25 protein-coding genes are annotated in these 24,511 nt (G+C 57.1%); 15 read left to right on the top strand and 10 right to left on the bottom strand.

Translation table 11 applies throughout. From position 1 onward, the window contains the following. The gene (locus Q0778_RS02535) at positions 1-441 is read left to right on the top strand and encodes a DUF1330 domain-containing protein (RefSeq protein ID WP_298333764.1); all 441 of its coding nucleotides are present in this window, start codon (positions 1-3) and stop codon (positions 439-441) included. A gap of 128 nt (positions 442-569) precedes the next feature. Continuing rightward, on the top strand, positions 570-1,127 hold the full coding sequence (locus Q0778_RS02530) for a hypothetical protein (RefSeq protein WP_298333762.1): 558 nt from the start codon (positions 570-572) through the stop codon (positions 1,125-1,127). A gap of 85 nt (positions 1,128-1,212) precedes the next feature. On the opposite strand, the gene Q0778_RS02525 is transcribed toward Q0778_RS02530, so the two are convergent. The 6 genes from Q0778_RS02525 to Q0778_RS02500 all read right to left on the bottom strand — a co-directional run bounded on the left by Q0778_RS02525 (position 1,213) and on the right by Q0778_RS02500 (position 7,140). Beyond that, complete coding sequence (locus tag Q0778_RS02525; protein ID WP_298304833.1) at positions 1,213-1,374, bottom strand: hypothetical protein; 162 nt, start codon at positions 1,372-1,374, stop codon at positions 1,213-1,215. A 276-nt stretch (positions 1,375-1,650) separates the two neighbouring features. Beyond that, the gene (locus Q0778_RS02520) at positions 1,651-2,763 is read right to left on the bottom strand and encodes a hypothetical protein (RefSeq protein ID WP_298333760.1); all 1,113 of its coding nucleotides are present in this window, start codon (positions 2,761-2,763) and stop codon (positions 1,651-1,653) included. Between the two features lie 143 nt (positions 2,764-2,906). Then, entirely contained in the window at positions 2,907-4,019 is a 1,113-nt protein-coding gene (locus tag Q0778_RS02515; RefSeq protein ID WP_298333758.1) for a PA0069 family radical SAM protein, read from the bottom strand. Between the two features lie 30 nt (positions 4,020-4,049). Further along, positions 4,050-4,580 carry a molybdenum cofactor biosynthesis protein B gene (gene moaB / locus Q0778_RS02510; protein WP_298304845.1) on the bottom strand — a complete coding sequence of 177 codons (531 nt, stop codon included), beginning with the start codon at positions 4,578-4,580 and terminating at the stop codon, positions 4,050-4,052. 11 nt (positions 4,581-4,591) lie between these two features. Next, positions 4,592-6,343: a lytic transglycosylase domain-containing protein gene (locus Q0778_RS02505; RefSeq protein ID WP_298333756.1), complete on the bottom strand. Its 1,752-nt coding sequence runs from the start codon at positions 6,341-6,343 to the stop codon at positions 4,592-4,594. 11 nt (positions 6,344-6,354) lie between these two features. Beyond that, positions 6,355-7,140 carry a hypothetical protein gene (locus tag Q0778_RS02500; RefSeq protein ID WP_298333754.1) on the bottom strand — a complete coding sequence of 262 codons (786 nt, stop codon included), beginning with the start codon at positions 7,138-7,140 and terminating at the stop codon, positions 6,355-6,357. A gap of 106 nt (positions 7,141-7,246) precedes the next feature. Between Q0778_RS02500 and Q0778_RS02495 the strand changes: the two genes are divergently transcribed. The 8 genes from Q0778_RS02495 (at position 7,247) to Q0778_RS02460 (ending at position 15,457) form a co-directional block, all read left to right on the top strand. Continuing rightward, a complete protein-coding gene (locus Q0778_RS02495) occupies positions 7,247-8,893 on the top strand; it encodes an electron transfer flavoprotein-ubiquinone oxidoreductase (protein WP_298304853.1) in 1,647 nt (548 codons plus the stop codon). Positions 8,894-9,007: 114 nt separating this feature from the next. Next, positions 9,008-9,229, top strand: a complete 222-nt coding sequence (locus Q0778_RS02490; RefSeq protein ID WP_298333752.1) for a hypothetical protein — start codon at positions 9,008-9,010, stop codon at positions 9,227-9,229. Beyond that, the gene (locus Q0778_RS02485) at positions 9,229-10,053 is read left to right on the top strand and encodes a 4-(cytidine 5'-diphospho)-2-C-methyl-D-erythritol kinase (RefSeq protein WP_298334862.1); all 825 of its coding nucleotides are present in this window, start codon (positions 9,229-9,231) and stop codon (positions 10,051-10,053) included. The genes Q0778_RS02490 and Q0778_RS02485 overlap by 1 nt, the downstream gene beginning before the upstream one ends. Then, positions 10,050-10,766, top strand: a complete 717-nt coding sequence (locus Q0778_RS02480) for an N-formylglutamate amidohydrolase (RefSeq protein WP_298333750.1) — start codon at positions 10,050-10,052, stop codon at positions 10,764-10,766. The genes Q0778_RS02485 and Q0778_RS02480 overlap by 4 nt, the downstream gene beginning before the upstream one ends. Positions 10,767-10,808: 42 nt before the next feature. Next, positions 10,809-12,524 (top strand): dihydroxy-acid dehydratase, encoded by a 1,716-nt coding sequence (gene ilvD / locus Q0778_RS02475; RefSeq protein WP_298333748.1) that lies wholly within the window; start codon positions 10,809-10,811, stop codon positions 12,522-12,524. Then, entirely contained in the window at positions 12,505-12,861 is a 357-nt protein-coding gene (locus Q0778_RS02470; RefSeq protein ID WP_298333747.1) for a hypothetical protein, read from the top strand. The genes ilvD and Q0778_RS02470 overlap by 20 nt, the downstream gene beginning before the upstream one ends. Continuing rightward, complete coding sequence (locus Q0778_RS02465; protein ID WP_366519509.1) at positions 12,798-14,252, top strand: NAD(P)H-hydrate dehydratase; 1,455 nt, start codon at positions 12,798-12,800, stop codon at positions 14,250-14,252. The genes Q0778_RS02470 and Q0778_RS02465 overlap by 64 nt, the downstream gene beginning before the upstream one ends. After that, entirely contained in the window at positions 14,249-15,457 is a 1,209-nt protein-coding gene (locus Q0778_RS02460; protein WP_298333745.1) for a class I SAM-dependent RNA methyltransferase, read from the top strand. The genes Q0778_RS02465 and Q0778_RS02460 overlap by 4 nt, the downstream gene beginning before the upstream one ends. A gap of 6 nt (positions 15,458-15,463) precedes the next feature. Here Q0778_RS02460 and Q0778_RS02455 read toward each other — a convergent pair whose 3' ends face one another. From Q0778_RS02455 to Q0778_RS02440, 4 genes are all read right to left on the bottom strand, one after another. Then, positions 15,464-16,249 (bottom strand): hydrolase 1, exosortase A system-associated, encoded by a 786-nt coding sequence (locus tag Q0778_RS02455; protein ID WP_298333743.1) that lies wholly within the window; start codon positions 16,247-16,249, stop codon positions 15,464-15,466. Then, complete coding sequence (locus Q0778_RS02450; protein ID WP_298333741.1) at positions 16,246-16,950, bottom strand: hypothetical protein; 705 nt, start codon at positions 16,948-16,950, stop codon at positions 16,246-16,248. The genes Q0778_RS02455 and Q0778_RS02450 overlap by 4 nt, the downstream gene beginning before the upstream one ends. Positions 16,951-16,955: 5 nt before the next feature. Beyond that, complete coding sequence (locus tag Q0778_RS02445) at positions 16,956-17,222, bottom strand: acyl carrier protein (protein WP_298334858.1); 267 nt, start codon at positions 17,220-17,222, stop codon at positions 16,956-16,958. Between the two features lie 80 nt (positions 17,223-17,302). Next, positions 17,303-18,400 (bottom strand): GNAT family N-acetyltransferase, encoded by a 1,098-nt coding sequence (locus Q0778_RS02440; RefSeq protein ID WP_298333739.1) that lies wholly within the window; start codon positions 18,398-18,400, stop codon positions 17,303-17,305. Between Q0778_RS02440 and Q0778_RS02435 the strand changes: the two genes are divergently transcribed. From Q0778_RS02435 to Q0778_RS02415, 5 genes are all read left to right on the top strand, one after another. Beyond that, a complete protein-coding gene (locus tag Q0778_RS02435) occupies positions 18,378-19,925 on the top strand; it encodes an acyl-CoA ligase (AMP-forming), exosortase A system-associated (protein ID WP_298333737.1) in 1,548 nt (515 codons plus the stop codon). The genes Q0778_RS02440 and Q0778_RS02435 overlap by 23 nt on opposite strands. Before the next feature lie 2 nt (positions 19,926-19,927). Further along, the gene (locus tag Q0778_RS02430; protein WP_298334856.1) at positions 19,928-21,154 is read left to right on the top strand and encodes a pyridoxal-dependent decarboxylase, exosortase A system-associated; all 1,227 of its coding nucleotides are present in this window, start codon (positions 19,928-19,930) and stop codon (positions 21,152-21,154) included. Positions 21,155-21,334: 180 nt separating this feature from the next. Further along, complete coding sequence (locus tag Q0778_RS02425; RefSeq protein WP_298333735.1) at positions 21,335-21,976, top strand: XrtA/PEP-CTERM system exopolysaccharide export protein; 642 nt, start codon at positions 21,335-21,337, stop codon at positions 21,974-21,976. Between the two features lie 17 nt (positions 21,977-21,993). After that, positions 21,994-23,517, top strand: a complete 1,524-nt coding sequence (locus Q0778_RS02420; RefSeq protein ID WP_298304887.1) for an XrtA system polysaccharide chain length determinant — start codon at positions 21,994-21,996, stop codon at positions 23,515-23,517. Positions 23,518-23,527: 10 nt separating this feature from the next. Continuing rightward, a complete protein-coding gene (locus Q0778_RS02415; RefSeq protein WP_298333733.1) occupies positions 23,528-24,511 on the top strand; it encodes a P-loop NTPase in 984 nt (327 codons plus the stop codon).

Raw genomic sequence — 24,511 nt, 5'->3', positions numbered from 1 at the left:
ATGGCCAAAGCCTATATTGATCCATCGCCTTCAAATTTTCAGGCGTTCAAAGACCTGCCGCGTGATGAGCCGATCCATATGCTCAACCTGTTGCGCTACCGGGAGTTGGCCGAGTACCCGGAGGGGCATCAGCACCACGGCAATGGCTGGAGTGGGCGGCGCGCTTATCAGGAGTATGGCACAACTTCCGGACCAATCTTTTCAAGCGTAGGAGGCAAGGTCGTCTGGCGCGGCGGGTTCCAGACCATGGTCACAGGGCCAGAGCCCGATGACAAGGTCTGGCACGATGGATTTGTTGTGGAGTATCCCAACTCGGGCGCCTTCTTCGCGATGATCAAGAACCCGGAATACCAGATCGCAGTGCAAAATCGGACGGCCGCGCTGCTGGATAGTCGGTTGATGCGGTTCAAGCCTGGCGAGGTTGGCGGGAGTTTTGGGTGAGCGAGAAGAGCCTCAAAAAACCAGCTAGTGACGGACACTCTTTAGTTCGGTCGGGTGGGCTCGTTACTGTAGCGTACATCGCTGTAATGGTTTGATATGCATTCGATCAGCTATCCAACCTATTGGAAATGAAGCCAAACGAGTTTGGTGATTTCTTAGCTGGCGTATTTGCGCCGTTGGCTTTCTTTTGGCTCGTCTTGGGATTTTTCCAGCAAGGACGGGAGCTTCGCAACAGCTCAGAAGCGCTCTGGCTTCAAGGAGAAGAGCTTAGAAACTCTGTTGAGCAGCAACGTGATCTCGTGACTGTGACACGCGAACAACTAGCTTTTGAGAATGAGCTTCTGTCACAACAGCGGGACGAGATGAAACGAAACGCTCAGCCAATACTCAGAGTAGTACCTGCTGGCACAATAGGTGGTGCACCTGGGGGGCTGACTTATCGTTTTCGAGTTTGGAATCATGGGAAGCTTTGTACTGACGTTCGCTTGCTTCGCGATGGCACGGAAATGACGGCTAGACCTTCATTAGATACGGGCGAGAATTTTGAATTTAATGCCCTTATGGACCCAAAGGTCGACACCGAATTCAGCATTGAAATTCGATATCTCGATTCTCGTCTTCTTGCGGGTCACGCAAAGTACAAAGTCCAGAAGAATGGACCAGACTTTTTGATCAACGATTTGTAATTGACCAGATTAAGAGCATCTGGCCTCCCAAATCTGGCAAAAAAGAGGCCCAGACAATTGCGCCTAATTCGGGCGGAGCAAAGGATCAGGTGCGCGGATGCTTCCGTCGCTCTGGCCCGGTGTAGGGCACATCGCTCTGGCGACGTTCGCCCTTGCGACGATCTTCTTTGTCGCGTGCGGTAATTCTGCGATCGCCTTTGCGGCGATCAATTTGACCACCAGCCTCGTTCTCTTGAGTATTCGCCATGCCCTACTCCCCAATTACGGAGTTTTAATAGACGAATTTAGTGAGAGAGTCCTTAATTGAGGTTTATTCTGGGTTAAGGTGGGACTTGCGTGCGTCACTTTGAGATCGCGGCGACTCTAAACGGTGCACTCCGCGGACGAGCGCTCATATATCCGTACATGGGCGCAAAGCCCGAGAAATCTTGGCTGCGTTGCGATGAGCCCAGCTCTGATCGCTGGTTCGACGTGCAGCCTAAGTTTCTCCGACGCTACCCACGTATCCTCGTCTGCGTTCGCGCTAGAAATCGATATCGTCTACCCCGTTAATCTGGGCCATACGTTTGTCCAGCATGAGAACAGGCTCTTTCAGCGCAACATAGCGCGTCAAATCGCGGCAATCGACGCGAACCCAGTCTTGTGCGCCCCAGCGCGCGACATCCGGGTGGCCGGTGCCAGTGACATTCATGTCCTTGCACCTTGCACGCAGATTAAGCTCAGGCCCAGGCGCTGACTGTTTATCAGCGACCTCGGGGAAGCATTGTGATCGCAGTTGCCCTTGGGGCACGCGTTCAGCCTCCGCGATGCATCGTCTGCGTGGAATCCATGCTTCCCACCGCGTCATTCCGTATTCGCGAGTAAAATAGAAACTCTCAAGCGCATTGCTGCGCGATGAGAGATTTCGTGACCCAAAATGGTCTGAGCGAATGGTGAGGAGGGTTTTGCGAACGCCGTCCTCATTGCCTTCGTAGGAATAGGGGGCGGGCGCATTCCAGTATGTCACACCGGTGCTTCCACCTGCATTGCAGCCGCTGATCCTTTGCAATGGTGTCCGCGTGTTGCGATGTGTGTGCGAGCTTGATTGAGGCCATTGGCTGGGCGCGAGTTCAAAAGGAAATAAGATCCAGCCCCCGGCTCGGGCTCTGGGAGCATAAAGCGCGGACCTCGAATACGATCGCCTTCGATTGAAGCGCGTTCCACGCTTGATATTCCGGGCAAGGCGCGGGGCAAAAAGTTGATCGAGGCATCCACCGTCCGATGTCCGAATGATTGACGCGTAATCACTGTGGCTCAAATCGATAAGATCGTAGCCGTCCTTTTCTTCTGAGTAAGAGAATGTGAAGTCGGCATTGTATTCGCCCAACAAGCTTTTCGATACCATCACCCGCACTTGGCTATCTTCGCCTCGAACTGGAATTGAGTTCCAGGCGGCGTAGCTAACACCTTGCACCGTATCCCAATCGGTAAGGAGATAAGGCGAAGGCTCGCCAATCTCGATATTCCGATGAGTTTGACAAGTGGCCGGATCGCCCTTGATGACATCACCAGAAGGGCCGACGCAAACATCTTGCACGAGGTAGTCATACAGTTCCAGAGATGCACTGGACTGCGCGAAGGCTTGGCTCGTGGACAAGGCGGTAGCCAAGCAGAATAGCAAGAGAAAGGGTCTCAAGTTTTGTCCTCCAAAGCGTGTGTAGTCTGAGTAAGTGCCCGCCAATGAACGGTGCATGTTCAGAATGATCTGCGATCTCATCGGAATATCCATAGCTGTGTGGATCAAAATAGGCGCATCTGACCACCTATCTCCGGTGGCCGGAATTTTGCACAATTGAGTTCAAAGCTTGGCGCGGTTCTGCCGTGACCAACACCTGCACGCTTGCACGCGATCCTAAATCTTGCTCGGAACATGTCTGCCCACACGCCTTGGGGCTTCATACGGGTGAAGAAATCTGGATCGTTGTCTTTGCCGCCTCTAATGGAGCGAACAATGCTCATCACCTTGCTTGCACGGTCGGGATAATGGACGGCGAGCCATTCGCGGAACAGTGGGGCGACTTCGTGGGGCAGACGCAAGGGGATCCAGTTTGCGCTCTTGACGCCAACCGCTGCAGCCGCCTCGATAATGCCTTCCATAAACTCATCGGTGATCGCCGGGATGATGGGGGAGATCGAGCAATGCACGGGAACACCCAATTCCACCAATTTGCCCAGCGCCTCGATCCGTTTGGCTGGCGAAGTGCAGCGAGGCTCAAGCTTGCCGGACAGTTTTGCGTCGAGGGTCGTCACCGAAATTGCGACTGCCACCAGCTTGCGCCGCGCCATCTCTTTGAGGAGGTCTGCGTCGCGCAGAAGACGGTTTGATTTGGTTGTGATCGTCACCGGATGGCGAGCGTCCAAACATACTTCCAGGATCTGTTTTGTTATCTCGTAGCGTTTCTCAATCGGTTGATAGGGATCGGTGTTGGTGCCCAGCGCAATAGGTGCTGGTCTATAGCCGCTCTTGCTCAGGGTCTTACGGAGAAGGTCCGCAGCACCGGGTTTGGCAAAGAGCTGCGCTTCAAAATCGAGACCCGGCGACAAGTCGTGATAAGCATGGGTAGGGCGGGCATAACAATAGACACAGCCGTGTTCGCACCCACGATAGGCGTTGATCGAACGGTCAAAGGGCACGTCTGGCGAGTTGTTAAACGACAGGATTGTCTTGGGGTGCTCTTCTGTCACATGGGTCCGCAGCTTCACGGGAGGGCCATCGAGGCTTTCCATATGATCGCGCCAGTCGCCATCCACCTTGCGCACTGGAAGGCCAAAGCGGGTTGACACGTTGGCAGAAGGCGCGCCGCGTCCATGAGCGGCTTCGGGATGATGGGGCGTTCTCACCTTGGATTGCATAATCAGAACATATATAGAACATAAGAGTGTTTATGTCTCTAGCAATCTAGGCATCAATTCAACAAAGTTGCAGGGGCGATTGCGGCTGTCGAGTTGTTCAGCAAGGATACCATCCCAACCATCTTTGACCGCTCCGTTGGAGCCGGGAAGGGCGAATAGATAGGTTCCGCGGGCGACGATGGCGCAGGCGCGTGATTGGACTGTGCTGGTGCCGATGGTCTTGTAGCTGAGCCAGCGAAACAGCTCGCCAAAGCCGGGAATATCGCGTGCGCCACCGATGAGTGTGAACGCTTCGGGGGTGACATCGCGGCCTGTTAGCCCAGTGCCTCCTGTCGAGATCACAGCGTCAATCTGAGGGTCGTCGATCCAATCCTCAAACTGCTTGGCAAGAAGGGCGGCGTCATCTTTGACGATGGTACGAGTGACCAGTGCATGCCCTGCACCGGCGACCCGATCTGCGAGGATGTCGCCCGAGGTGTCGGTCTCCGGGCTGCGCGTATCAGAAACGGTAAGTATGGCGATGTTGATGGGCGTGAAAATGCGGGCTCGGTCAATCGCCACGTGTCGTTTTCCTATCGGTTGAGGTTTGCAGACCTCGTCCTAGCGGGAAGGGGAAAAGTAGGCCACTGCCCTTGTGCAAGCGCGCGGCGGCTTGGTGAAGGCGCACCGGCGGCACGTTCATACATCCAGTAATTGCGCATGACGATGGCGACGTAGCCGCGCGTTTCCCAATAGGGGATCGATTCCATCCAGAGCAGCGGATCGCCTTGATCGTTGATCTCATAATTCCAGCGGCTGACCGGAGTTAGCCCAGCGTTGTAGGCCGCCATAATCTTCGGAAGGAGCCCCTGCGTCGCGCCCGAATCGCGCAGCATCTCAAGGTGCTGCTGACCGTAGGCAAGGTTTACCTCTGGCTTGTTAAGGTCGGCGTAGCTCGCGCCGAGGTTCAACCGGCGATTGTGATCGCGCGCGGTGCCGGGCATGATCTGCATTAGGCCGCGCGCGTTGGCGGGGCTCACGGCGCTTGCCCGGAAATTGCTCTCTTGCAGCGCATGAGCGAAGGCGAGCGAAGGGTCAACTCTCCATCCAGTGCTAGGCTGCCAATGCGCAACTGGGAAGCGAAGCGAACTGTCTGCGCGCATTCCGCGCGGCGCGTAATTCGCCATGAAGAGCTGGGTCGAAGGTAGGCCAAGATCGCGCGCCAATCTGGCAATAGCGTAATAGTCTTGCGCCCGGCCGATGCGCGCCTCGTGGCGGAGAACTTCGTCGGCCAGCGCAGGGCGACCAATCTCGACAAGTGCCTTGGCGATGCGGATATTGGGTCGATCGGAAATGGCGCTCCATTCCCCGCTGGAGAGTCGTTGAACAGGAGCGGCAGAAGGCAGCTCAATACCCAGCTGATCTACCGCGAGTAGGCCGTAGAGGCTCTCGTCAAACCGTGCTGCATTCTCCAGGTGCGCTTGCGCTGCGCCCGGTTCACGGCAGCGGATATAGGAACGATGTGCCCAATAATGCGCGGCCGACGTAAGTTCGACATTGGTCGATCGGTCAGCGGCCCTTGAGAAGGCTTCGGCAGCGACTTGGCAAGAGCCCAACCGCCAAGCGGCCAGCCCGGCGACCCATTCGCCCTCGGCCACCCAAGCGCCCGATCCTTCGGCAACGGTTTGAGCCAGAGCCAGAGCATTCTGGTCGTCATTCTCAATGTAGAAGCTCCAGGCAACGCGCTGACGCCATTCGGCACGGGATTCGGGGCTGAGATAGGGATCTGCTTCGAGAAGCACATTATACGCGCTGATGGGGTCGTCATTCTTGATCGCGTCGAGGATCGCTGAGCGGCTCTCGGCAAACAGTGTTCCATCGTCCACCGTGCGAGGGCGTGTGCGTTTTGTGATGCCGGGCTGCCGGGCCAGATTGAGCGTGCGCGGGAAGGTCGGAAGCCACTCTAGCCCACGATTGGCCCCGATTCGACCAAGTTGCTCTGACTGAGGCAGATGGACACCGTCGCGAAACCAATTAGAGATTTGTTCGGCAGAGACCTTGGGGCTTTTGGCGTGAGTATAGAATTCCGCCACCGCAACTTGGTGAAGCACGCTGTCGGTACGCTGGTTGAGAAGCGAAGTGGCTTGATCCCAGCGCTCAGCATCAATCGCTGCAAAGACTTGGGCATAGTGCGCGCGCTCATCTGCATTGAGTTGAGCCGGAATCGAACTCTGGTGAGGGCCATCGCGATCATACCGCGCGACTAGCCCGTCAGTCTGCGCCGAAGCGGCAGGGGCAAAAGCCAATGCGGAAAGCAAACCAAGACCAGCAATTAAAGCACGCATAGAATTCAACGTTATTCCTTGGCCGACCATTCGATCCATCTCCGCCAGAATCGTGCTTTCAAACGGGGCATCGCCATCATGGCGTCGAGCCCCTCGGTCACGAACAACGGTATTGATGAAGGTTTTCGGTTGATTTCGCGTAAATGCGAGAGGTCATTCGTTAATGTGTGGCCCAAAAGCGGTGGGATGCCTGCGCCAAAGGCCAAGAGCCTCTGCGGATTCACATGGTTAACATGAAACTGCGTTACCTCATCCATTCCTGTTGCACTTAGGGTCGCGGTGTCGGCCATTGGCGTGTGACGTGGCAAAGCCGAAGCCAAATAGATCGAATCCTCGGCTAGTCCCATCGCCGAAATGATTCGAGATAGGAGTCGTCCTTGCGGTCCGCTCAGCAGTCTTTCTTTATCGCCCTGCTCAGGATCAATCACGAGCACCATAAGTTCGGCGCCTTGTGGGCCCCTCGGTGCAACCCGCCCCCGCGGTCCAATCGCGTCCAGGCCGGGGGCAGAAAGCCACCACTCTTGAAACTCGCTGAGGGTTGTTGGAGGATTTGGACCTAAGAGATCTACGCGCTTCGGCGCAATTGGCTCTGGCTGCGCGTCTTGCGGCGAAGACAGACCATGCTGAACTTCTCGGATGACCGGAGCACCACTAACGGAATTCGCAGCCTGAGAGCTTCCAGCACTTTTGAGCCAGTCCGTAGCTTCATCGGCAAAGTCACTGTCGACTCCCGCCAACTGCCACCACCCAAGCGCGGCACGCATTTCGTCAGTCAAAGAGGGTGTATCAATGGTCATACGATTCAACGCTCCCCCTTGACTGTGAGCGGCCTGCTTAGCAAGTGCAGTCAGGCACAAAAGATGCGAGATCACTCGCAACAAGATGATTGGGATACAAAAGCTCATGAGCGAACGCGAATCAATGCCATGCGACGTCGTGATTGTGGGTGGTGGGCCAGCCGGCCTTTCCGCTGCGATCCGTTTGAAGCAGCTGAATGAAGAACTCGAAGTCGTTGTCCTTGAGAAAGGCTCAGAGATCGGGGCACATATTCTTTCGGGCGCAGTGGTAGATCCCAAGGCTCTGGGTGAACTTTTCCCCGATTGGCGCGATATGGATTGCCCGATGGCTGAGACCCCAGTGACCGACAACTGGCATTGGTCGCTCAGCAAAACCGGCAAGACTTCGATCCCGCACATCATCATGCCGCCTTTGATGAGCAACAGTGGGTGCTACACTGGCTCTCTTGGCAATATGACGCGTTGGCTTGGTGAGCAGGCTGAGGCTCTTGGCGTCATGGTGTTCCCCGGCTTCCCAGCCTCTGGCGTGATGTATGACGACAATGGCGCGGTCAAAGGCGTTGTCACCCAAGACATGGGCATCGCCGAAGATGGCAGCCAAAAGCCCGACTATCAGCCGGGCATGGAAATCGAGGCGAAATACACTCTGTTTGCAGAGGGCGCGCGTGGGAGCCTTACCAAGGGCATCAAAGCGAAATACGACCTAGAGGCCAATTGCGAGCCACAGGTTTACGGCCTTGGCATCAAAGAGCTGTGGGACGTTGATCCATCCAAGCACGTGCCCGGTCGCGTGATCCACACCCAAGGCTGGCCGCTTAGCGAGAGCGGCACATGGGGCGGGGGCTTCTTCTACCACCAGGCAAACAACCAAGTGGCGATCGGCTTCGTGACAGCACTGGATTACAAGAACCCATGGGTCTCGCCCTATCAGGAATTCCAACGCTGGAAACAGCACCCGGCGATCCGCGAATATCTCGAAGGGGGCACCCGTGTCGCTTACGGCGCGCGTGTCATCAACGAGGGCGGCTGGCAGTCTGTGCCAAAGCTTGCCTTCCCGGGCGGCGCACTGATCGGCTGTGCGGCTGGTTTCGTAAACGTACCGCGCATCAAAGGCAGCCACACGGCGATGAAGAGCGGTATGCTGTGCGCCGAAGCCATCGTGGCGGAGATCGCAAACCACGGAAATCAGCCAGAGCTGCAAGGTTATGAGCCAAGCGTTCGTTCAAGCTGGATCGCGGATGAGCTGAAGCTGGTTCAGAATGCAGAGCCTGCTGTCGCCAAATATGGCGAGGACATTGGTACTATCCTCGCTGGTGCCGATATGTGGATGCGCACTCTGAAGATCGGTCTGCCCATCAGTATGAAGCACCACGCCGATTATACCCAAACGGGCCGGGCTGACCTTTATCCGAAGATCGACTATCCCAAGCCCGATGGCGAGATCAGCTTCGATCGCCTGACCAATGTGGCGTATTCCTTCACCAACCACGCAGAGGACCAACCTGTTCACTTGCAATTGGGTGATGCAGACCTTCAAAAGTCGAGCGAATACGACATCTTTGGCGGGCCATCCTCACGGTACTGCCCGGCGGGCGTGTATGAGTGGGTAGAGGAAGAGGGCAAAGAGCCGCGCTTCCAAATCAACTCGCAAAACTGCGTCCACTGTAAGACTTGCGACATCAAAGACCCCAATCAAAACATCAACTGGGTGACACCAGAAGGGATGGGCGGGCCTAACTATCCGAATATGTAGTGGTTCGGCTGCTTCGTCATTGCGAGAAGCGTAGTGTCGAAGCAATCCAGAGTTGCACGCGAGACGCCCTGGATCGCTTCGCTTCGCTCGCGATGACCAGTGATTGAGCCAAGCATGAGACGCTTTTTGATCATATCTAGAGTGATTGTTTGCTTATTAATCTTCCTCGTCGGTTTGATGTTTGCAGGCTATTCCAGCGAGCTGGTCAAAGTGACTCTTACAGACTTGGATCGGTTTATTTTGGTAGCTGGTTTTATTGTTGGTTTGGGGTCTACCTTGCGTTGGATTCACGACCTTGAGTTTTGGGCACCCCCTGAAACCACTGGTGAAGAGTGATGCAAGAAACCGCCTACGCCAAGATCAACCTTGCGCTGCATGTTCGCAGGCGGCGTGAGGATGGCTATCACGAGCTTGAGACGCTGTTTGCCTTTGTGGATGGCGGCGACACGCTGAGCGCTAAGCCCGCTGATTCAGACCGGGTGACCACCCTTGGCGAATTTGCAGGGGGTATCGACAATCCCTTCGACAACCTTGTGGCAAAGGCCTTGTCCGGGCTCCCGCGCACTGGCGGGCTCGATATCACGCTTGAAAAAGTGCTCCCCGTGGCGGCTGGCCTTGGGGGAGGGTCTGCGGATGTGGGCGCCGTGTTCCGGCTGGTGGAGGCACTCCACGGCCTTCCCGATGATTGGCATGAGCGTGCAGCCAAACTTGGCGCAGATGTGCCATGTTGTGTGCGCAGCGAAACGGTAATCGGGCGGGGCACTGGAACAGAATTGGAGCCGCTGGACAGCGACCTTGTCGGAACACCCGTGCTGCTGGTGAACCCTCGCGTGCCGCTTTCAACGGGCCCTGTATTCAAAGCGTGGGACGGACATGATCGAGGGGCCCTGCCGCAAGAATCCGCCAAGGAAATCGCGCTTGCGGGCCGCAATGACCTTGAAGCGCCTGCGTTCAAGCTGTGCCCAGCCATTGTGCAAGTCTTGGACGCTCTCAAAGCGGACAACCCTTGCAAAGCGGACAACCCTTGGCTCGCCCGGATGTCGGGCTCTGGTGCGACTTGCTTTGCGCTTTACGACACGCTTGAGGCCCGCGATGCGGCGCGGGAGCGTTTGAACACAGTGCACCCCGATTGGTGGACGCTTAGCGGGAAGCTGCGGTGACCCTGCCTTACCGACAGATCGGAGAGGCCACATGCGGCGGTATCGTCTGTGTCTCCGACCACGCCTCAAACCAAGTGCCCGAAGGCATAGACTTGCGGATCGACCCCGCCTTGGTGAACGAACACATCGGCGTGGACATTGGGGTTGAGGGTATCGCCGAAGAAATGGCCGCCAACCATGGAGTTCCAGCCCACCTAGCCACCGTCAGCCGCCTCGTCGTCGATCTCCACCGTGAGGAAGAGCACCCCGGAGTGGTCCCTCAGACAAGCGACGGTCATGTCATCCATGGCAATGTAGGCGCGGATGTTGAGGAGCGTCTCAGCAGCATCTACCGACCCTATCACGAGGCAATGTCCAAGTGGCTGGATGAGCGCGCACCTAGCCTCATCATCTCGCTTCACAGCTTCACGCCAAAACTCGCCACAAGCGATGAGCCACGCCCTTGGGAAGTCGCACTGCTTTACAATGAGGATGATCGCGCAGCACGCCATGCAATTCAGCTCTTTGTCGAGGAAGGACTCAATGTTGGTGATAATGAGCCATATTCCGGCAAGCAGTTGAACGCGACGATGAACCGCCACGCGGAACCCTTTGGTCGTCCCTATTGTGCGATTGAGATCCGTCAGGACTTGATTTCGACCACAGAGGACCAGAACCACTGGGCAGCATTGCTTGCCAAAGTGAGTACAAGGGTTGCGCTCACGCTCGACTAAAGGCAGTGCCCGTGTCTCACGCTAAACCTTTCGAGTAACATTATGTCTTTCGACAAATCCAAACTGCCAAGCCGTCATGTCTCTGTCGGCCCTGAACGCGCGCCACACCGCTCGTACTACTATGCGATGGGTATGACCGAGGAAGAGATTGCGCAGCCGTTCGTGGCTGTAGCGAGCGCCGGCAATGACAGCGCGCCGTGCAATACGACTTTGAACGCGCAGGCCGATATCTGTCGCGAAGGTGTGATTGCGAACGGAGGCACACCGCGCCGCTTCAACACGATCACCGTGACCGACGGCATCGCCATGGGCCACCAGGGCATGAAAAGCTCGCTTATCAGCCGCGAAGTGATTGCGGACAGCGTTGAGGTGTCGGTGCGCGGGCACTGCTATGATGCGCTGGTGGGCTTTGCGGGCTGTGACAAAAGCCTGCCCGGCATGATGATGTCGATGCTGAGACTCAATGTACCGTCGATCTTCGTTTACGGCGGTTCGATCCTTCCCGGCACGCACAAGGGCGAGGATGTCACGGTTGTCGATGTGTTTGAGGCCGTTGGTCAGCACGCTGCGGGGAATTGTCCTCTGCAAGAGCTGATAGCGCTCGAAAAAGTCGCATGTCCGGGCCACGGCGCGTGCGGTGGTCAGTTTACCGCGAACACCATGGCTTGTGTGGGAGAGGCCATCGGACTTTCTTTGCCAAACAGCAATATGGCGCCTGCTCCTTTCAGATCACGCGAAGAAATCGCGCGAGGGGCCGGGGCTCAGGTGATGGAGCTCTTGAAGATCAACCTGCGCCCCCGTGATATCTGCACCCGCGAAGCGTTCGAAAACGCTGCGCGCGTGGTCGCGGCAACCGGCGGTTCCACCAACGCCGCGCTGCACTTGCCAGCCATGGCGAGCGAGGCGGGGATCGATTTTGACCTGTTCGATGTCGCCGAGATATTCAAATCAACACCTTACATCGCTGATCTCAAACCCGGCGGGAAGTATGTGGCGAAGGATATGCACGAGGCAGGCGGAATCTACATGGGGATGAAGACGCTCCTCGAAGGCGGTTTCCTTGATCCCAATCCGATCACTGTCACGGGCAAAAGCTTAGGTGAAAACATCGAAGAGATCACTTGGAAGCCCGATCAAAAGGTCTTCTACGATGTGAAGACACCGATCACTCCAACCGGCGGCGTGGTAGGGCTGATAGGTTCGCTTGCACCAGAAGGCGCCATTGTGAAAGTCGCTGGTATGGAACGCCTGCAATTCACTGGCACCGCGCGTGTGTTCGACTGCGAGGAAGATGCTTTCGCCGCCGTTGAAAAGCGAGATATCACAGAAGGTTCCGTTATCATCATCCGCTACGAAGGCCCTAAGGGCGGCCCGGGAATGCGCGAGATGCTCTCGACCACGGCAGCCCTCTACGGACAGGGCATGGGCGAAAAGGTCGCGCTTATCACCGATGGCCGTTTCTCAGGGGCAACGCGTGGCTTCTGCATCGGACATGTTGGTCCAGAGGCAGCGGACTGCGGCCCGATTGCTCTGGTCCAAGATGGCGACACCATCTCTATCGACGCCGAAGCGGGCACGATTGACCTCGAGGTTGAGGAGGCGACCCTCGCTAAACGAAAAGAGGCGTGGCAACCGCGCACGAATGACTACCAATCCGGCGCGCTTTGGCGCTATGCTCAAAATGTGGGGCCAGCGCGCAACGGTGCGCTTACCCATCCCGGAGCAAAGGCAGAAACTCATGTATTTGCGGATATTTAGCAGCCTTCTTGTAATCGGAGCCTTAACCGCTTGCGAGGCGACTCAATCGCCGGAACCGCAGGGTACAACGCTCGATTGCGCAATTGGCTCGGGCGCGGAATTTGACGCAGTCTGCACGCTCGAATGGATTGACGAAGAGTGGGGGCAGGAGTTTCTAATACACCATCCCGGAGGCGGTTTTCGCCGGTTTTTGATAAAGGAAGATGTCAGCGGCGTAATCGTCAAGGACGGCGCAGAAGATGTTGAAATGGTTGACCCATCTCCGAAAGGCTTGTGGCAATTCTCCGTCAATGGGGACCGCTATTTGATGCCTACACCACCGCCATCGCAAGTGTGATGGGTCCAGAGCAAATACTCACAACACAGCAAATGCGCGATGCCGAGCAGCGTATATTCGATGCTGGCACTCCCGTGTTTGACCTGATGAAGCTTGCCGCTAGCCGAGCGGCAGAATGGATCCGTCGCATTGCCGCAGGACGAAACGTTACTGTATTGTGTGGCTTCGGGAACAATGGCGGCGATGGCTATGTGATCGCCCATTGTCTGCAAAAGGCAGGGTTGGTGGTCCAAGTGATCGCGCCCGAGCCTCCCAAGACATCTGCAGCGAAGCAGGCACGCGCACTTTGGGGAGGCGAAGCTCTGACATCGGGCGGAGGCGCACATGGCGAAGTCTTGGTCGATTGCCTGTTTGGTTCAGGACTCACACGGCCTCTAAGTGGTGCGCTTGCCCTGCTGCTGAGGGACTTGGCCGAGCGTCACCAGACCTTGATAGCACTCGACGTGCCCAGCGGGATCGCAAGCGACACGGGCGAGCTTCTGAATGAGAGCCTACCGCGTTTTGACGTGACTCTTGCATTGGGTGCGTGGAAAATTGCACATTTCACGCTTCCAGCCCGCGATTGGATGGGCGAAGAGAGGCTAGTCCCGATTGGGATTGACCTGGTGGAAGGGGCGATGGAGCCGCTTTGCAAACCCCATATCCTCGCGCCGTCTAGCGACTCTCACAAGTATCTGCGCGGTCTTGGAATTGTAGTGGGTGGTGCCATGCCAGGGGCGGGTCAGTTAGCGGCCGAAGCGGCCATGAGAGCGGGAGCGGGATATATCAAACTTGCGTCGCAAGCAGCCGATCAGGCGCCAAATTCCGGCCTCGTGCAAGAGAGCGGGCCGCTCGATTCTGTCTTATCGGATGAACGCATCGCCGCCCTGCTTGTGGGTCCCGGCCTTGGACGCGATGATCGCGCACGGGAGCGGCTTGAACTGGCCCTCGCAATGAAGAAACCGATCGTGCTCGATGCGGATGCTCTCCATCTCATTTCTCCAGAGATGTTGGACGACGGTGTACCCGTGCTCGCCACTCCGCACGATGGAGAGTTGCAGGCCCTGTGTCGCCAGTTCTCGGTTGTAGCGGATACTCGACGAGGGCGCGCTCAAGCGCTTGCATGCGCCGCCAATATAGTTGTGCTCGCGAAGGGCCCCGACACCGTGATTGCTGGCGTTGATGGCCGTGTGACGCTCGCACCGGCTGCGCCCGCTTGGCTTTCGGTTGCGGGAACCGGTGATGTGCTCGCCGGGATTGCGCTTAGCCGCATGGCGACGGGTACCGATGCCTTCAGCGCAGCCTGCGAGGCCGTGTGGTTGCACGGTGAGGCAGCAAGGATGTGCGGGCCAGCCTTCACTCCGCTTGAGCTCGCCAAAGCCGTGCGCAATGCTTTGGCAAAACGCTTGTGAGCAGCGCCCGCGAGATTGTGAGAATTGCTGCGAAGGGCGATGGGGTTACCGAAAACGGTGAACATTTCGCGCGCGCCGTACCCGGTGACCTGATCGAAACCGACGCGACTCTCTCCCGTGGCCCACATCATATCGACCCAGTGTGTCGCCATTTCGGCATCTGCGGCGGATGCCAGTTGCAGCATGGGGATGACACCGTACTCAGACGTTTCGTGCGCGAGCGGGTAGTCAACGCGGCCGAAGGACAAGGCCTGAAGATTGGCGAGCTGCTGGACGAGCACCTTTCGCCCACGCATTCGCGCCGCAGGGCAGGGCTTCATGCCCTTCGAGTGAAAGACGGAGCGGTTCTCGGCTTTAAGGAGGCTGGCGCGCACCGCTTGGTCAATCTCTCCGAATGCCCTGTGCTTGCTCCTCAACTGGTTGATTTGATCGATCCATTGCGCGAATTTGTCGCGAACCATGGACCCAAGGGCAATGTCGATCTGGCGCTAACGCAGTGCGATCAGGGGATTGACCTTGGCCTCACTCATTTCCCGCTTGATGGTTTATCTGCGATCGAAGCGGTGTTGGATTTCGCGCAGACGCATGGCCTTGCAAGACTCACCGTTGATCAAGGCTATGGTCCTGAAACCCAATGGGAACCTGAGCCCGCTACGGTGACCCTGTCCGCACTGCCGGTGTCGCTACCACCCGGTGCCTTCTTGCAAGCGACCCCAGATGCCGAGGCGCGGATGATTGCTGATGCAGCTGAGTGGCTTGGCGGTGCACGTATAGTCGCGGATCTGTTTTCGGGGCTAGGGACCTTCGCATTTGCTTTGGCAAGAGCCGGGAAGGGCGATCGCAAGGTTTTGGCTGCGGAGGCTGACCAAGCCGCTCATTTGGCGTGCAAGGCGGCGACAGCGCGTACTGGTGGGAGTGTGATTGCGTTGCACCGCGACCTCTTTCGCAATCCGTTGCAAGCCTCAGAACTCGGCCGCTTTGATGCTGCGCTGCTGGATCCGCCGCGTGCCGGCGCGAAAGCACAAATCGCCCAGATCGCCGCAAGCTCCCTTTCCCGTGTGGTCTATGTCAGCTGTAACCCCTCAAGTTGGGCGCGCGATGGAGCAGTTTTGGCTGAGGCGGGCTTTAAGCTCAAACGCCTGCGACCCGTTGGCCAGTTTCGGTGGTCCACCCATGTCGAGCTGGCGAGCTTGTTTGAGCGCTAAGCGCCGTTAGCTCCGCAACGCGGCGAGGATTTGGTTCTCCAACCACTCTCGATGCTCGGGTTCAACGTAGGAATGTCCGGCACCTTCGCAGCGCCTAATTCGTGGATCGTTTTTGTCCCAAGTGCTTTCAAAAAGCTGCGCAGTTCTGTCATTTCCTGCCAGAACGAAGTGGACCTTTCCGGCGAAGCCCTCGAGCCCTCTTCGCATATCCTCTGCAAGGCCACTGGGCTCGGGCGTGGATCGCAGGGATGCGACGACTCCTCTTGTGAGCTTGCGGAAATTCACGCCGCCCTTGAGCAGTCGCAAAATCTCCTTCGGGTCTTTGAGCTTGGCGGCATAGCGTGACCGGATTGCTTTGGCGCTATGTTGAGGGACGATCTCCGAACTGCCTTCCTCGATCGTCCAAGGGTTGGATAGGATAAGCCCATCAAACCCGGCACCGCTTTGGAGCATCAGAGCAGATGCGGCATCGCAATTGCCAAAGGCGAAGACTCTGTCGAGCTGTGGTGCGACCGCACGAAAGGACTCATGCGCGGCTCTGATATCATCCGTCGTTTTGCGAAAGCCGCGATTTTCACCCTCGCTGTCACCTGTACCGCGACGGTCAAAGCGAAACACGGGAAAACCCTTCTTTGCCACCCGAGCTGCGAGCTGGGATTGACCCGAAAACGCCCCAGAACGAATTTCATTGCCGCCGTTTACTATCAGCAGACCTGTGACCCCTGGGGCTGTGTCGAGCGAGCCCGCAAGCGTAAGCCCTCGGCAGCCAAATTCGAACTGCAGGCGGCTCATCCGGCATCCTCCAATTCGCCAGCTATAATGGCCGCGAGCGCCTTGGATGCTTTGTAATCATCATCTGGTTCGGCACGGAGCCAGAGGCCTCTGCCACCAAGGTCCTTTTGCGTAACAACTGTCTGAAAGTCGGTTTGAACCGGCTCAGCTGTCTCCAATTCCCTGAACATTTTCGAGCCGATATGCCAGCCCGCCAGCATCAATCCTTCCTTGCGTCCTAACTCGATCAGTCCTTCTGAGCTTTCCTCGCGTCCAGCCTCGCGCGCGGCGATTGTCCGGGCTCGGATCATGGCTCTAAGCAATTTGGGCCCTGAAAGCGGTGCAAAGTGCCAAGTAGGCAAGGATGGTGGGGAGAGGAGGGTGCCGGCTCGGATCGTCAGCACATCGGTGATGTCGAAGGCCTCCATTGCGGCCTCAACAACGGTGCGCCAGCTCTCAAGCGTTTGGAGTTCAAGCGGCTCGAGACTCTCATTGCATCCGGGCAGATCGGGTAGGAAAGAGTCCACGCCCCTCTCTTTGAGCGCATGCATCATCTGGACTGTGAACCGGCGCATCTTGTTGGCTTCGTCAAACAGCGCAGGCAGGACCAGAACACGCCGCTCTCTCGCGCGATTAAACGTGAACAAGAGTTCATCAGAGCTACCACCGCACGCAAGTGGGGCTTGCCAAGTCGCGATCGTGCGCGCCCCGGACCCGGACACTTGGGTTAGGCCTCGCTCAACTTGGTCTCGGCAAAGGCGAGAAGGCCGCCGTAAGTCTCGAGCATTTCCGCGTCGACGTCTTCATCCTCGACGATTATCTCGAGACGATCTTCGATCTCGGTGAGGAGGCCAGCGACAGCCATAGAGTCGAGCTCGGGCAAATGCCCAAACAGACCGCTTTCTTCATTCAGGGCTTCGGCTTGCTCTGCATCAATACCCAACACGTCGGCAATAATCGACTTGAGCTCGCTATCCAGCGTCTCTTTACTCATCGCGGCGCTGGTTTCGGCCGGTTCCGAGCTCGTCGCCTGACTGTCCTGTTCTAAAGGCATTTAACCCTCAAATCTCGCAATTACACTTCAGCGTCGGGCCCTTTACCACGTGGAGGACAAGGTGCAAGCGCGGGCGGGTTCGGGAGTGTCAGCCTTTTTGCGGTTAGGCGCGCAAGATCAAGCCACGCTCTTGGCGAGGAAAGGTCAAGACAATCAATCTGGTAGCGTGGCCGAGTGCTCTCCATCCAGTCCGACTTATAACTTTGCGTGCCCGTCCCAAAGTCGACCACCTCCACGTGATCTATGTCTATCACATGCTGGAAGAGAGCGGCTGACAGCGTCGTACCAGCCGAGATTTTTCGCGCGCTTTCGAGATGCGCGAGTTTGTGGATGTAAGCTGTCCCTGCTTCCACTGTCCAGAATTGGGCGGCGACGGGATCTTCATCGCAGAATGCCAACCCAAGGCGAAGTCGTCCGGCATGGCCTTCTTCACGAGCGAATTTACGCAGCATTTCGGGCTGATCTTCGTCGGGTTTCCAACTCGCTTGGTAGGTTGCCTCAAAAGCGTCCCACAAAGCTGGGTCGAAGTGCGAAACAATCAGGGTCTCGACCTTTCTTGCCTTACGCTTCAGAGTTGTCCGAAGTCTGCCGGGGCGCGATGCCCAATACTCATCGAAACTGCGCTCTTGAACATGGAGAACGTGGTTGGTGTCGCATTGGGTGACTTCCACACGCCAACCGGCCTTGGCGAAGGCGCGAGAAAGGCGTGTGGCTGAACTGTCCTCTTCGGGTACTGGCGATAGTGTGACGCGATGCGATCGTGCTTTGAGCTGCCGAGCGATCTGTTCAAGCAATCGGTCCCCTTGCTCGCCATCCGACGCCAAGTGGCGCCAGGTAAAACTGTACCAATTTCTTAAAGGTGTTATGTGGCCGTTTACCTCGTGGAGAGCGAGCGCTGCGGTGTTCTCGGCATCGCTTGCAATGGCAATAAGAGGGGTGAGCCCGGTCTCGGCGAGAAGCTCATACCACTCGGCGCGGTCGAACGGGGCACGCGCTTCACCTGCCGAGCCGTTGGCAATCAGCTCTTGCAAGACGTTAACCCTGTCGTGATACCGCGCTTCGATCACTCGCAATGTGCCCTTCAAAAGGATCCCAATGACTGAAAGCCCCGATCCCACGCCGTTTCCGCTTGATCACCTCGTTGAAAGAGCGTGTGAGAACGGTATGGGCGAGCGACCTGCATTGGTGCTTCGGGATAAGGTCCTTAACCACAAGGCGTTAAGAGAGCGTGTGGCTTCTCTAGCCGGATGGTTGGCGCGAGAAGTGCCGGAAAAAGGAGCGCGGATTGCCTCTTGGGCTGCTAAAGGCGAGCTTACTTGTCTTTTGCCATTGGCTGCAGCGAGGGCGGGGTTGGTGCATGTGCCCATCAATCCACTCCTGAAGCGCGCGCAGGTTGCGCATATCCTTGCCGATAGCGGCGCAGGAATGTTGATCGCAACGCCTTCGCGCCTGAAATCGCTTGAAGGAGGCGACGTGCCGAACGCCTGCTTAGCGCTGGACGAAGGCTCTGCGCTTGCAAAAGCGGATGAGACTGAGCTCAAAATTGGTCCGTCAGAGGCTGATGCGAACGAGCTTTGCGCAATCCTCTACACGAGTGGTTCCACCGGTCGTCCCAAGGGCGTGATGTTGAGCCATGCCAATCTGTGGCTCGGCGCGGTGAGCGTCGCACATTATCTCAAGCTTGCCAGTGATGATGTGACGCTCGCGGTCCTGCCGTTGTCGTTTGACTATGGACAGAATCAGTTGCTTTCCACCTGGTATGCGGGCGGTAGCGTGGTTCCGCTCGATTTCCTCTTCCCGCGTGATGTATCGAAGGCCTGCGCAAAGCATGGTGTGACCACATTGGCGGCCGTCCCGCCGCTTTGGGTGCAGTTGACGGAAATCGATTGGGCTGAGGAAGCTAGCACTCCCTTGCGAAGGCTAACCAATAGCGGCGGTGCGCTAACCACGGATTTGGTGGAAGATTTACGTGGAACTTTCCCGCAGGCAGATCTCTATCCGATGTATGGCCTCACTGAGGCGTTTCGCTCGACTTATCTTGAGCCCGAACTCGTGGACATCCACCCCACAAGCATGGGCACCGCGATCCCTTTTGCCGAGATTTTGGTTATCAATGATGGGGGCACGGTCGCTGGTTCGGATGAAGAAGGCGAGCTTGTCCATTGCGGGCCGCTGGTCGCACAGGGCTACTGGAAGGACGAGAAGCGCACTTCCGAACGGTTTAAGTCTGCGCCTGAGTTCTCTGCCCATGGCGGCACTTCTGTTTGGTCAGGAGATCGAGTCAAACGAGACGAAAATGGGCTGCTCTATTTCGTCGGACGGCGGGATGCGATGATCAAGAGCGCGGGCAATCGCATAAGCCCACAGGAGATCGAAGAGGCCGCTGTTGCCGCTGGCTTGGTGGCCGAGGCTGTCGCGCTTGGCATTCCAGATGATCGGCTTGGTCATGCCGTCCATCTGGTGGTAAGGGGCAGCGGGGATGATCAAGAGCAAGCCAATCTTCCCAAGGCGTTACTCAAGGAACTTCCAAACTTCATGCAACCACAAGTGATCCATTGGCGGAAAAAAATGCCTCTCAATCCCAATGGAAAAATTGATCGCACAGCGCTCTATCGTGAGTTGAGCCAGGGCGCTGCCCAATGAAGATCAAACCTCTTGGGCCAATTCCCGTAGGATACAGCGCGCTCGATGGAGAATTGGCGATTAGCGGCCATAAGGTGAGCGATCTGGTCGAGACAGCTGGACGTACGCCGCTCTTCGTCTACTCCAAATCGCTCATTGATGCTCGTGTGGCGCAATTGCGCGATGTATTGCCTGGGCGCATTGGGATTAACTACGCGGTCAAAGCCAATCCACACCAAGATGTGATCTCGCATATGGCTGATCTGGTTGACGGTTTTGACATCGCGTCATCGGGTGAGCTTTCGATGATCGAGCGCGCTGGAATAGACCACTCGCGTGTAAGTTTCGCCGGGCCTGGGAAGCGCGATGACGAACTTGAAGCGGCGATCACGGCAGGCGTCACGTTAAACTGCGAGTCCGAAAGTGAGGCGCAGCGCTCGCTTGCTATTGGGCAAAGCGTTGGAAAAGCCCCGCGCATTGCTATTAGGGTCAATCCCGACTTTGAGCTCAAAGGTTCGGGCATGAAGATGGGTGGAGGCGCAAAGCCCTTTGGCGTTGATGCTGAGCGGGTGCCAGCGCTAGCCAAGTCGCTGATTGCGGAAGGGGCAGAGTGGCGCGGGCTGCACATCTTTACGGGCAGCCAGACGCTTGATGCTGATGCAATCATAGAAGCGCAAAGCAACGTGCTGAATTTGGCGCAAAAGTTATCCGAATCCATTGGAGAGGTGCTGCCCAAACTCAATATGGGTGGCGGGTTTGGCATCCCTTATTTTCCGGGAGACACTCCTCTCGATCTGGCAGCTGTCGGTGAGGTTCTCCATAATCTAGTCGAGGCCCGAGCGGAGGCACTTAAAGACACGGACCTTTGCATTGAGCTAGGGCGTTTTCTGGTTGGCGAGGCGGGGGTCTATCTGTGCCGGGTGGTCGATCGCAAGGTTAGCCATGGGCAGACCTACCTTGTCACAGATGGCGGACTGCATCACCAACTCGCGGCCTCGGGCAATTTCGGCACCGTGGTGCGCCGCAATTATCCGGTCGCCATAGCTTCACGCTTTGACGCTCAACCGGATGAGGTGGTTAACGTGGTTGGGTGCCTGTGCACCCCTCTTGATCGACTTGCAGACTTAGCGGAAATGCCACGTGCACACGTTGGCGATCTGGTCGCGGTGTTTTGCGCCGGTGCCTACGGAGCAAGCGCCTCTCCAGCGAACTTCCTTGGGCATGGTCCAGCAGCTGAGTTCCTTGTTTAAGCTTCGTTAATGCCGCTGTCCCGTAATGGGATTGCCCTCGATTAGTCCCATTATCACTAACATTATATTCACCATTATGGGCGAGAAACTCCGGGTCATTCGCGGATAAAGCCGATTGTGCAGGTCGCTCCTGCAAATTTGCATCGGTTTCCGCAGCAACTGACCTGAGGAATTGCATCGATGCCCATTTCGCCCTCTTTTGCACGCCTGGCCGGCGCTCTTTTTGCGACGACGACGCTCGCCGCGTGCGCAGGAACTGGACCCGAATTACCTTCTGCAAGCTATGCAGAATCGCAGTCCGAGCCCACCGAAGAGTACATCATTGGCCCGCTGGATCAGATCACGATCCACGTGTGGCGTAACCCTGAACTGAGCGCCGAGGACATCCAGGTTCGTCCCGACGGGCGGATCACCATTCCGCTGGTGCGTGATATGCCTGCTGTCGGCAAGACTGCTACACAGCTTCAAGATGATATCCGTGATGTGCTTGTGCAATATATCGAGCAGCCGATCGTCTCGGTGATCGTGAATGAGTTCAATTCGACTTTCGATCAGCAGATCCGTGTGGTTGGCTCGACAGAGCAACCCTCAAGCTTGCCATATCGCGCCAATATGACCGTGCTAGATGCCATGATCGCCGTTGGCGGTCTCGGAGAGTTCGCTGCGGGCAATCGAGCAAAGTTGCTGCGCATCGACCGTAATGCGGGCACCCAAAAGGAATATCGTCTGCGCCTCGCTGACCTTCTTAAGCGCGGGGACAGTAGCGCCAACGTCATGCTCAAGCCAGGTGATACGATAATCATCCCTGAGAGCCGGTTCTAGGGGGCGTCGCCGGGAGGATGAACGAGCTCTTCGAAGAATTGCGCGCGGCGCTTTATTCGGTCTGGCACCGCCGCTGGATCGCGCTTGCTGTTGCTTGGGGCGTTTGCCTGTTGGGCTGGCTTGCCGTCGCCCTTATTCCGAATTCCTACGAATCCAAGGCACGGATATTTGTCGATGTCGATGATGTGCTGTCCGAACAACTTGGCATTGCGGGGGACGGCAAAGAAGAAATCACGCGCGTTCGTCAGACGCTGTTGAGCTCGGTAAACCTCGAAAAGGTCATCACCACATCAAGGCTAGGCGACGGGATTTCTGATCGTCCTGGTCTCGAGCGCGCGATCGCGTCACTTTCCGAAGATGTGAAGATTGAGAGCGAGGAGGATAACCTTTTCTCGATCACCGCATCGGTTGGTGAGGGTGGTTTGAGCGATTCTCAGAATGCCGTTCTTGCTCGTGATATCGTGCAGAAGCTGCTCGATATCTTCCGCGAAGAGCACATCTCGGGAAATCGAGCCGAAATCAGCGGCGCGATCAACGATCTCAATGATCAACTTGAAGAGCGCAAACTTGAGCTTGAGCAGGCGGAACAAAGACGTCTCGCTTTCGAAGCACAATATCCTGACCTGATTGGAGGCACCGCAACGCTTTCGACCCGGGTTCAGCAATCGCGCACTGAGCTGCGTGATATCGATGCTGATTTGGCTGCTGCGCAAAGCGCGCTTGCAGCCATGAACAATCAGATTTCGAGCACGCCTCGCACCATTGTGAGCGGCGCAGGAGCCTCAGGTCCACAGGCAGCTTTGCTGCAGGCGCAGACACAATTGGCTGGATTGCGTGCGCGTGGCTTGACCGATGAACATCCTGATGTGGTTGCAACGAGCCGCCAGGTTGATTTGCTCACTCGCCAAGTGGCGGCGGCGGGCCCTAACGACGTGACTGGCACTCCCAATCCCGCTTACACACAGCTTTTGGCCCTTAGAGCTGACCGTCAGGCCTCGATTGAGTCGCTTCAATCGCGAAGGGCTGCGCTGCAATCACAGCTGGCATCACTGGCTGCAAGCCAAGCGACCGAACCTGCTGTGGCTGCCGAAGCGAACCGTATCAGCCGCGATTATGAAGTTTTGCGCGATAATTATGAGCGACTCCTCGAAGACCGCGAGAAACTGCGCACGCGCGGTGATGTGGTCGATGAGACCAGTCAATACAAATTCGATTTGATCGATCCGCCAGTCGTTCCGCAGCAACCCGCGGCACCGAACCGTCCTCTTCTTCTGCTGGGTGTGCTGATCGCAGGCATTGGCGCTGGAGCAGGCGTGGCCTGGATCATGGGTCAATTGCGTTCGGGCTTTGCGACCACGCAAAGGCTTGAAAAATTGATGGGCCTGCCAGTGATTGGATCGGTCTCGCTGAACCTCTCGGACACAGCTGAAGCCTTGCGCAGACGGCGCTTCAAGCAGTTCGCCGGAGCTAGCGCGGCCCTTGTTGGTGTGCTCGCCCTTCTTCTGGTCATCGAGGTCGTCTCGGTAGGGACGATCGCGTGAGGAGACCCTGATGACTGAGCATTCAAACTTCTCTCGCAAGACTGCGCGCAAAGCATCGCTCCTGGAGCGGGCTGATGCGGTATTTGGACTGGACGGGTTTGGTGCGAAACCAGTGCCCGCTAACTTACCCGCCACGCCGCGGGCCATTATACCACCAAACAAGCGCGCGGCGGTCAAAGGGAATCAGCAGTTTGAGGTGCCTTCAGACGACGCGAGTGAAATTGCGCCTAGGCAGGCCGAACCCAAGGTAGAGCGCGCTGTCGCTCTTCGGGGCCCACGTGTCCAGATTGATCGTGATGTGCTTGAGGCAGAGGGACTAATCTCGCCAGAAGCGCCTGTGACCGGGCTTCTAGAAGAATTTCGCATCGTGAAGCGCGAGCTTCTCGCCGATGCGCGTCATTCTGGCGATGACCTTGCGCGCCGTGTATTGGTGTGTTCGCCGCATGCGGGTGAGGGCAAGACCTATTGCGCCACCAATCTGGCTATCGCGCTGGCGACTGAACGTGACATTGAAGTCATCCTGGTGGATGCCGATGTGATCAATCCATCGGTAACCCGCCGTCTAGGCGTTGAAACTGGTTCCGGACTGATGGATGCGCTGGCCGATAAGAGCCTGCGTCCCGAAGACCTTGTTTCCCCGACCGATATCAAGGGGCTCTACATCCTGCCCGCTGGCGCAAGCAGCGCACGCGATGCCGAGTATCTGACCAGCAAGCGTACAGGCCAAGTCCTCGATCGTTTGACCCGCGGTGCGCCAAACCGGTTCCTTATCTTCGATACACCACCAGCACTTGCTGCATCGCCTGCCGCTGAGTTGGCTGCGCACGTTGGTCAGGCGCTCGTTGTGGTGCGTGCAGATGAAACAAGCCGGGCTGCGCTCGACGATGCTGTCCAGCTCCTATCCGCGTGTGACGACATCAAGCTCTTACTCAATGCAACACAATTCAGCCCGTCCGGTCGCCGATTTGGCGACTACGGCGAGAGGGAGGGATGA

Source organism: uncultured Erythrobacter sp. (assembly GCF_947502395.1).
Taxonomy (GTDB): domain Bacteria; phylum Pseudomonadota; class Alphaproteobacteria; order Sphingomonadales; family Sphingomonadaceae; genus Erythrobacter.
The sequence above is the reverse complement of the archived record's forward strand: the minus strand, read 5'-3'. Positions and strand labels throughout refer to the sequence as shown.

Excerpts from the sequence above, each read along its gene's own strand:
- Q0778_RS02535 (WP_298333764.1), top strand. The coding sequence starts at position 1 with ATGGCCAAAGCCTATATTGATCCATCGCCTTCAAATTTTCAGGCGTTC.
- Q0778_RS02530 (WP_298333762.1), top strand. The coding sequence starts at position 570 with ATGAAGCCAAACGAGTTTGGTGATTTCTTAGCTGGCGTATTTGCGCCG.
- Q0778_RS02525 (WP_298304833.1), bottom strand. The coding sequence starts at position 1,374 with ATGGCGAATACTCAAGAGAACGAGGCTGGTGGTCAAATTGATCGCCGC.
- Q0778_RS02515 (WP_298333758.1), bottom strand. The coding sequence starts at position 4,019 with ATGCAATCCAAGGTGAGAACGCCCCATCATCCCGAAGCCGCTCATGGA.
- Q0778_RS02505 (WP_298333756.1), bottom strand. The coding sequence starts at position 6,343 with ATGCGTGCTTTAATTGCTGGTCTTGGTTTGCTTTCCGCATTGGCTTTT.
- Q0778_RS02500 (WP_298333754.1), bottom strand. The coding sequence starts at position 7,140 with ATGACCATTGATACACCCTCTTTGACTGACGAAATGCGTGCCGCGCTT.
- Q0778_RS02495 (WP_298304853.1), top strand. The coding sequence starts at position 7,247 with ATGAGCGAACGCGAATCAATGCCATGCGACGTCGTGATTGTGGGTGGT.
- Q0778_RS02490 (WP_298333752.1), top strand. The coding sequence starts at position 9,008 with ATGAGACGCTTTTTGATCATATCTAGAGTGATTGTTTGCTTATTAATC.
- Q0778_RS02485 (WP_298334862.1), top strand. The coding sequence starts at position 9,229 with ATGCAAGAAACCGCCTACGCCAAGATCAACCTTGCGCTGCATGTTCGC.
- ilvD (WP_298333748.1), top strand. The coding sequence starts at position 10,809 with ATGTCTTTCGACAAATCCAAACTGCCAAGCCGTCATGTCTCTGTCGGC.
- Q0778_RS02470 (WP_298333747.1), top strand. The coding sequence starts at position 12,505 with ATGTATTTGCGGATATTTAGCAGCCTTCTTGTAATCGGAGCCTTAACC.
- Q0778_RS02455 (WP_298333743.1), bottom strand. The coding sequence starts at position 16,249 with ATGAGCCGCCTGCAGTTCGAATTTGGCTGCCGAGGGCTTACGCTTGCG.
- Q0778_RS02445 (WP_298334858.1), bottom strand. The coding sequence starts at position 17,222 with ATGAGTAAAGAGACGCTGGATAGCGAGCTCAAGTCGATTATTGCCGAC.
- Q0778_RS02435 (WP_298333737.1), top strand. The coding sequence starts at position 18,378 with ATGACTGAAAGCCCCGATCCCACGCCGTTTCCGCTTGATCACCTCGTT.
- Q0778_RS02425 (WP_298333735.1), top strand. The coding sequence starts at position 21,335 with ATGCCCATTTCGCCCTCTTTTGCACGCCTGGCCGGCGCTCTTTTTGCG.
- Q0778_RS02420 (WP_298304887.1), top strand. The coding sequence starts at position 21,994 with ATGAACGAGCTCTTCGAAGAATTGCGCGCGGCGCTTTATTCGGTCTGG.
- Q0778_RS02415 (WP_298333733.1), top strand. The coding sequence starts at position 23,528 with ATGACTGAGCATTCAAACTTCTCTCGCAAGACTGCGCGCAAAGCATCG.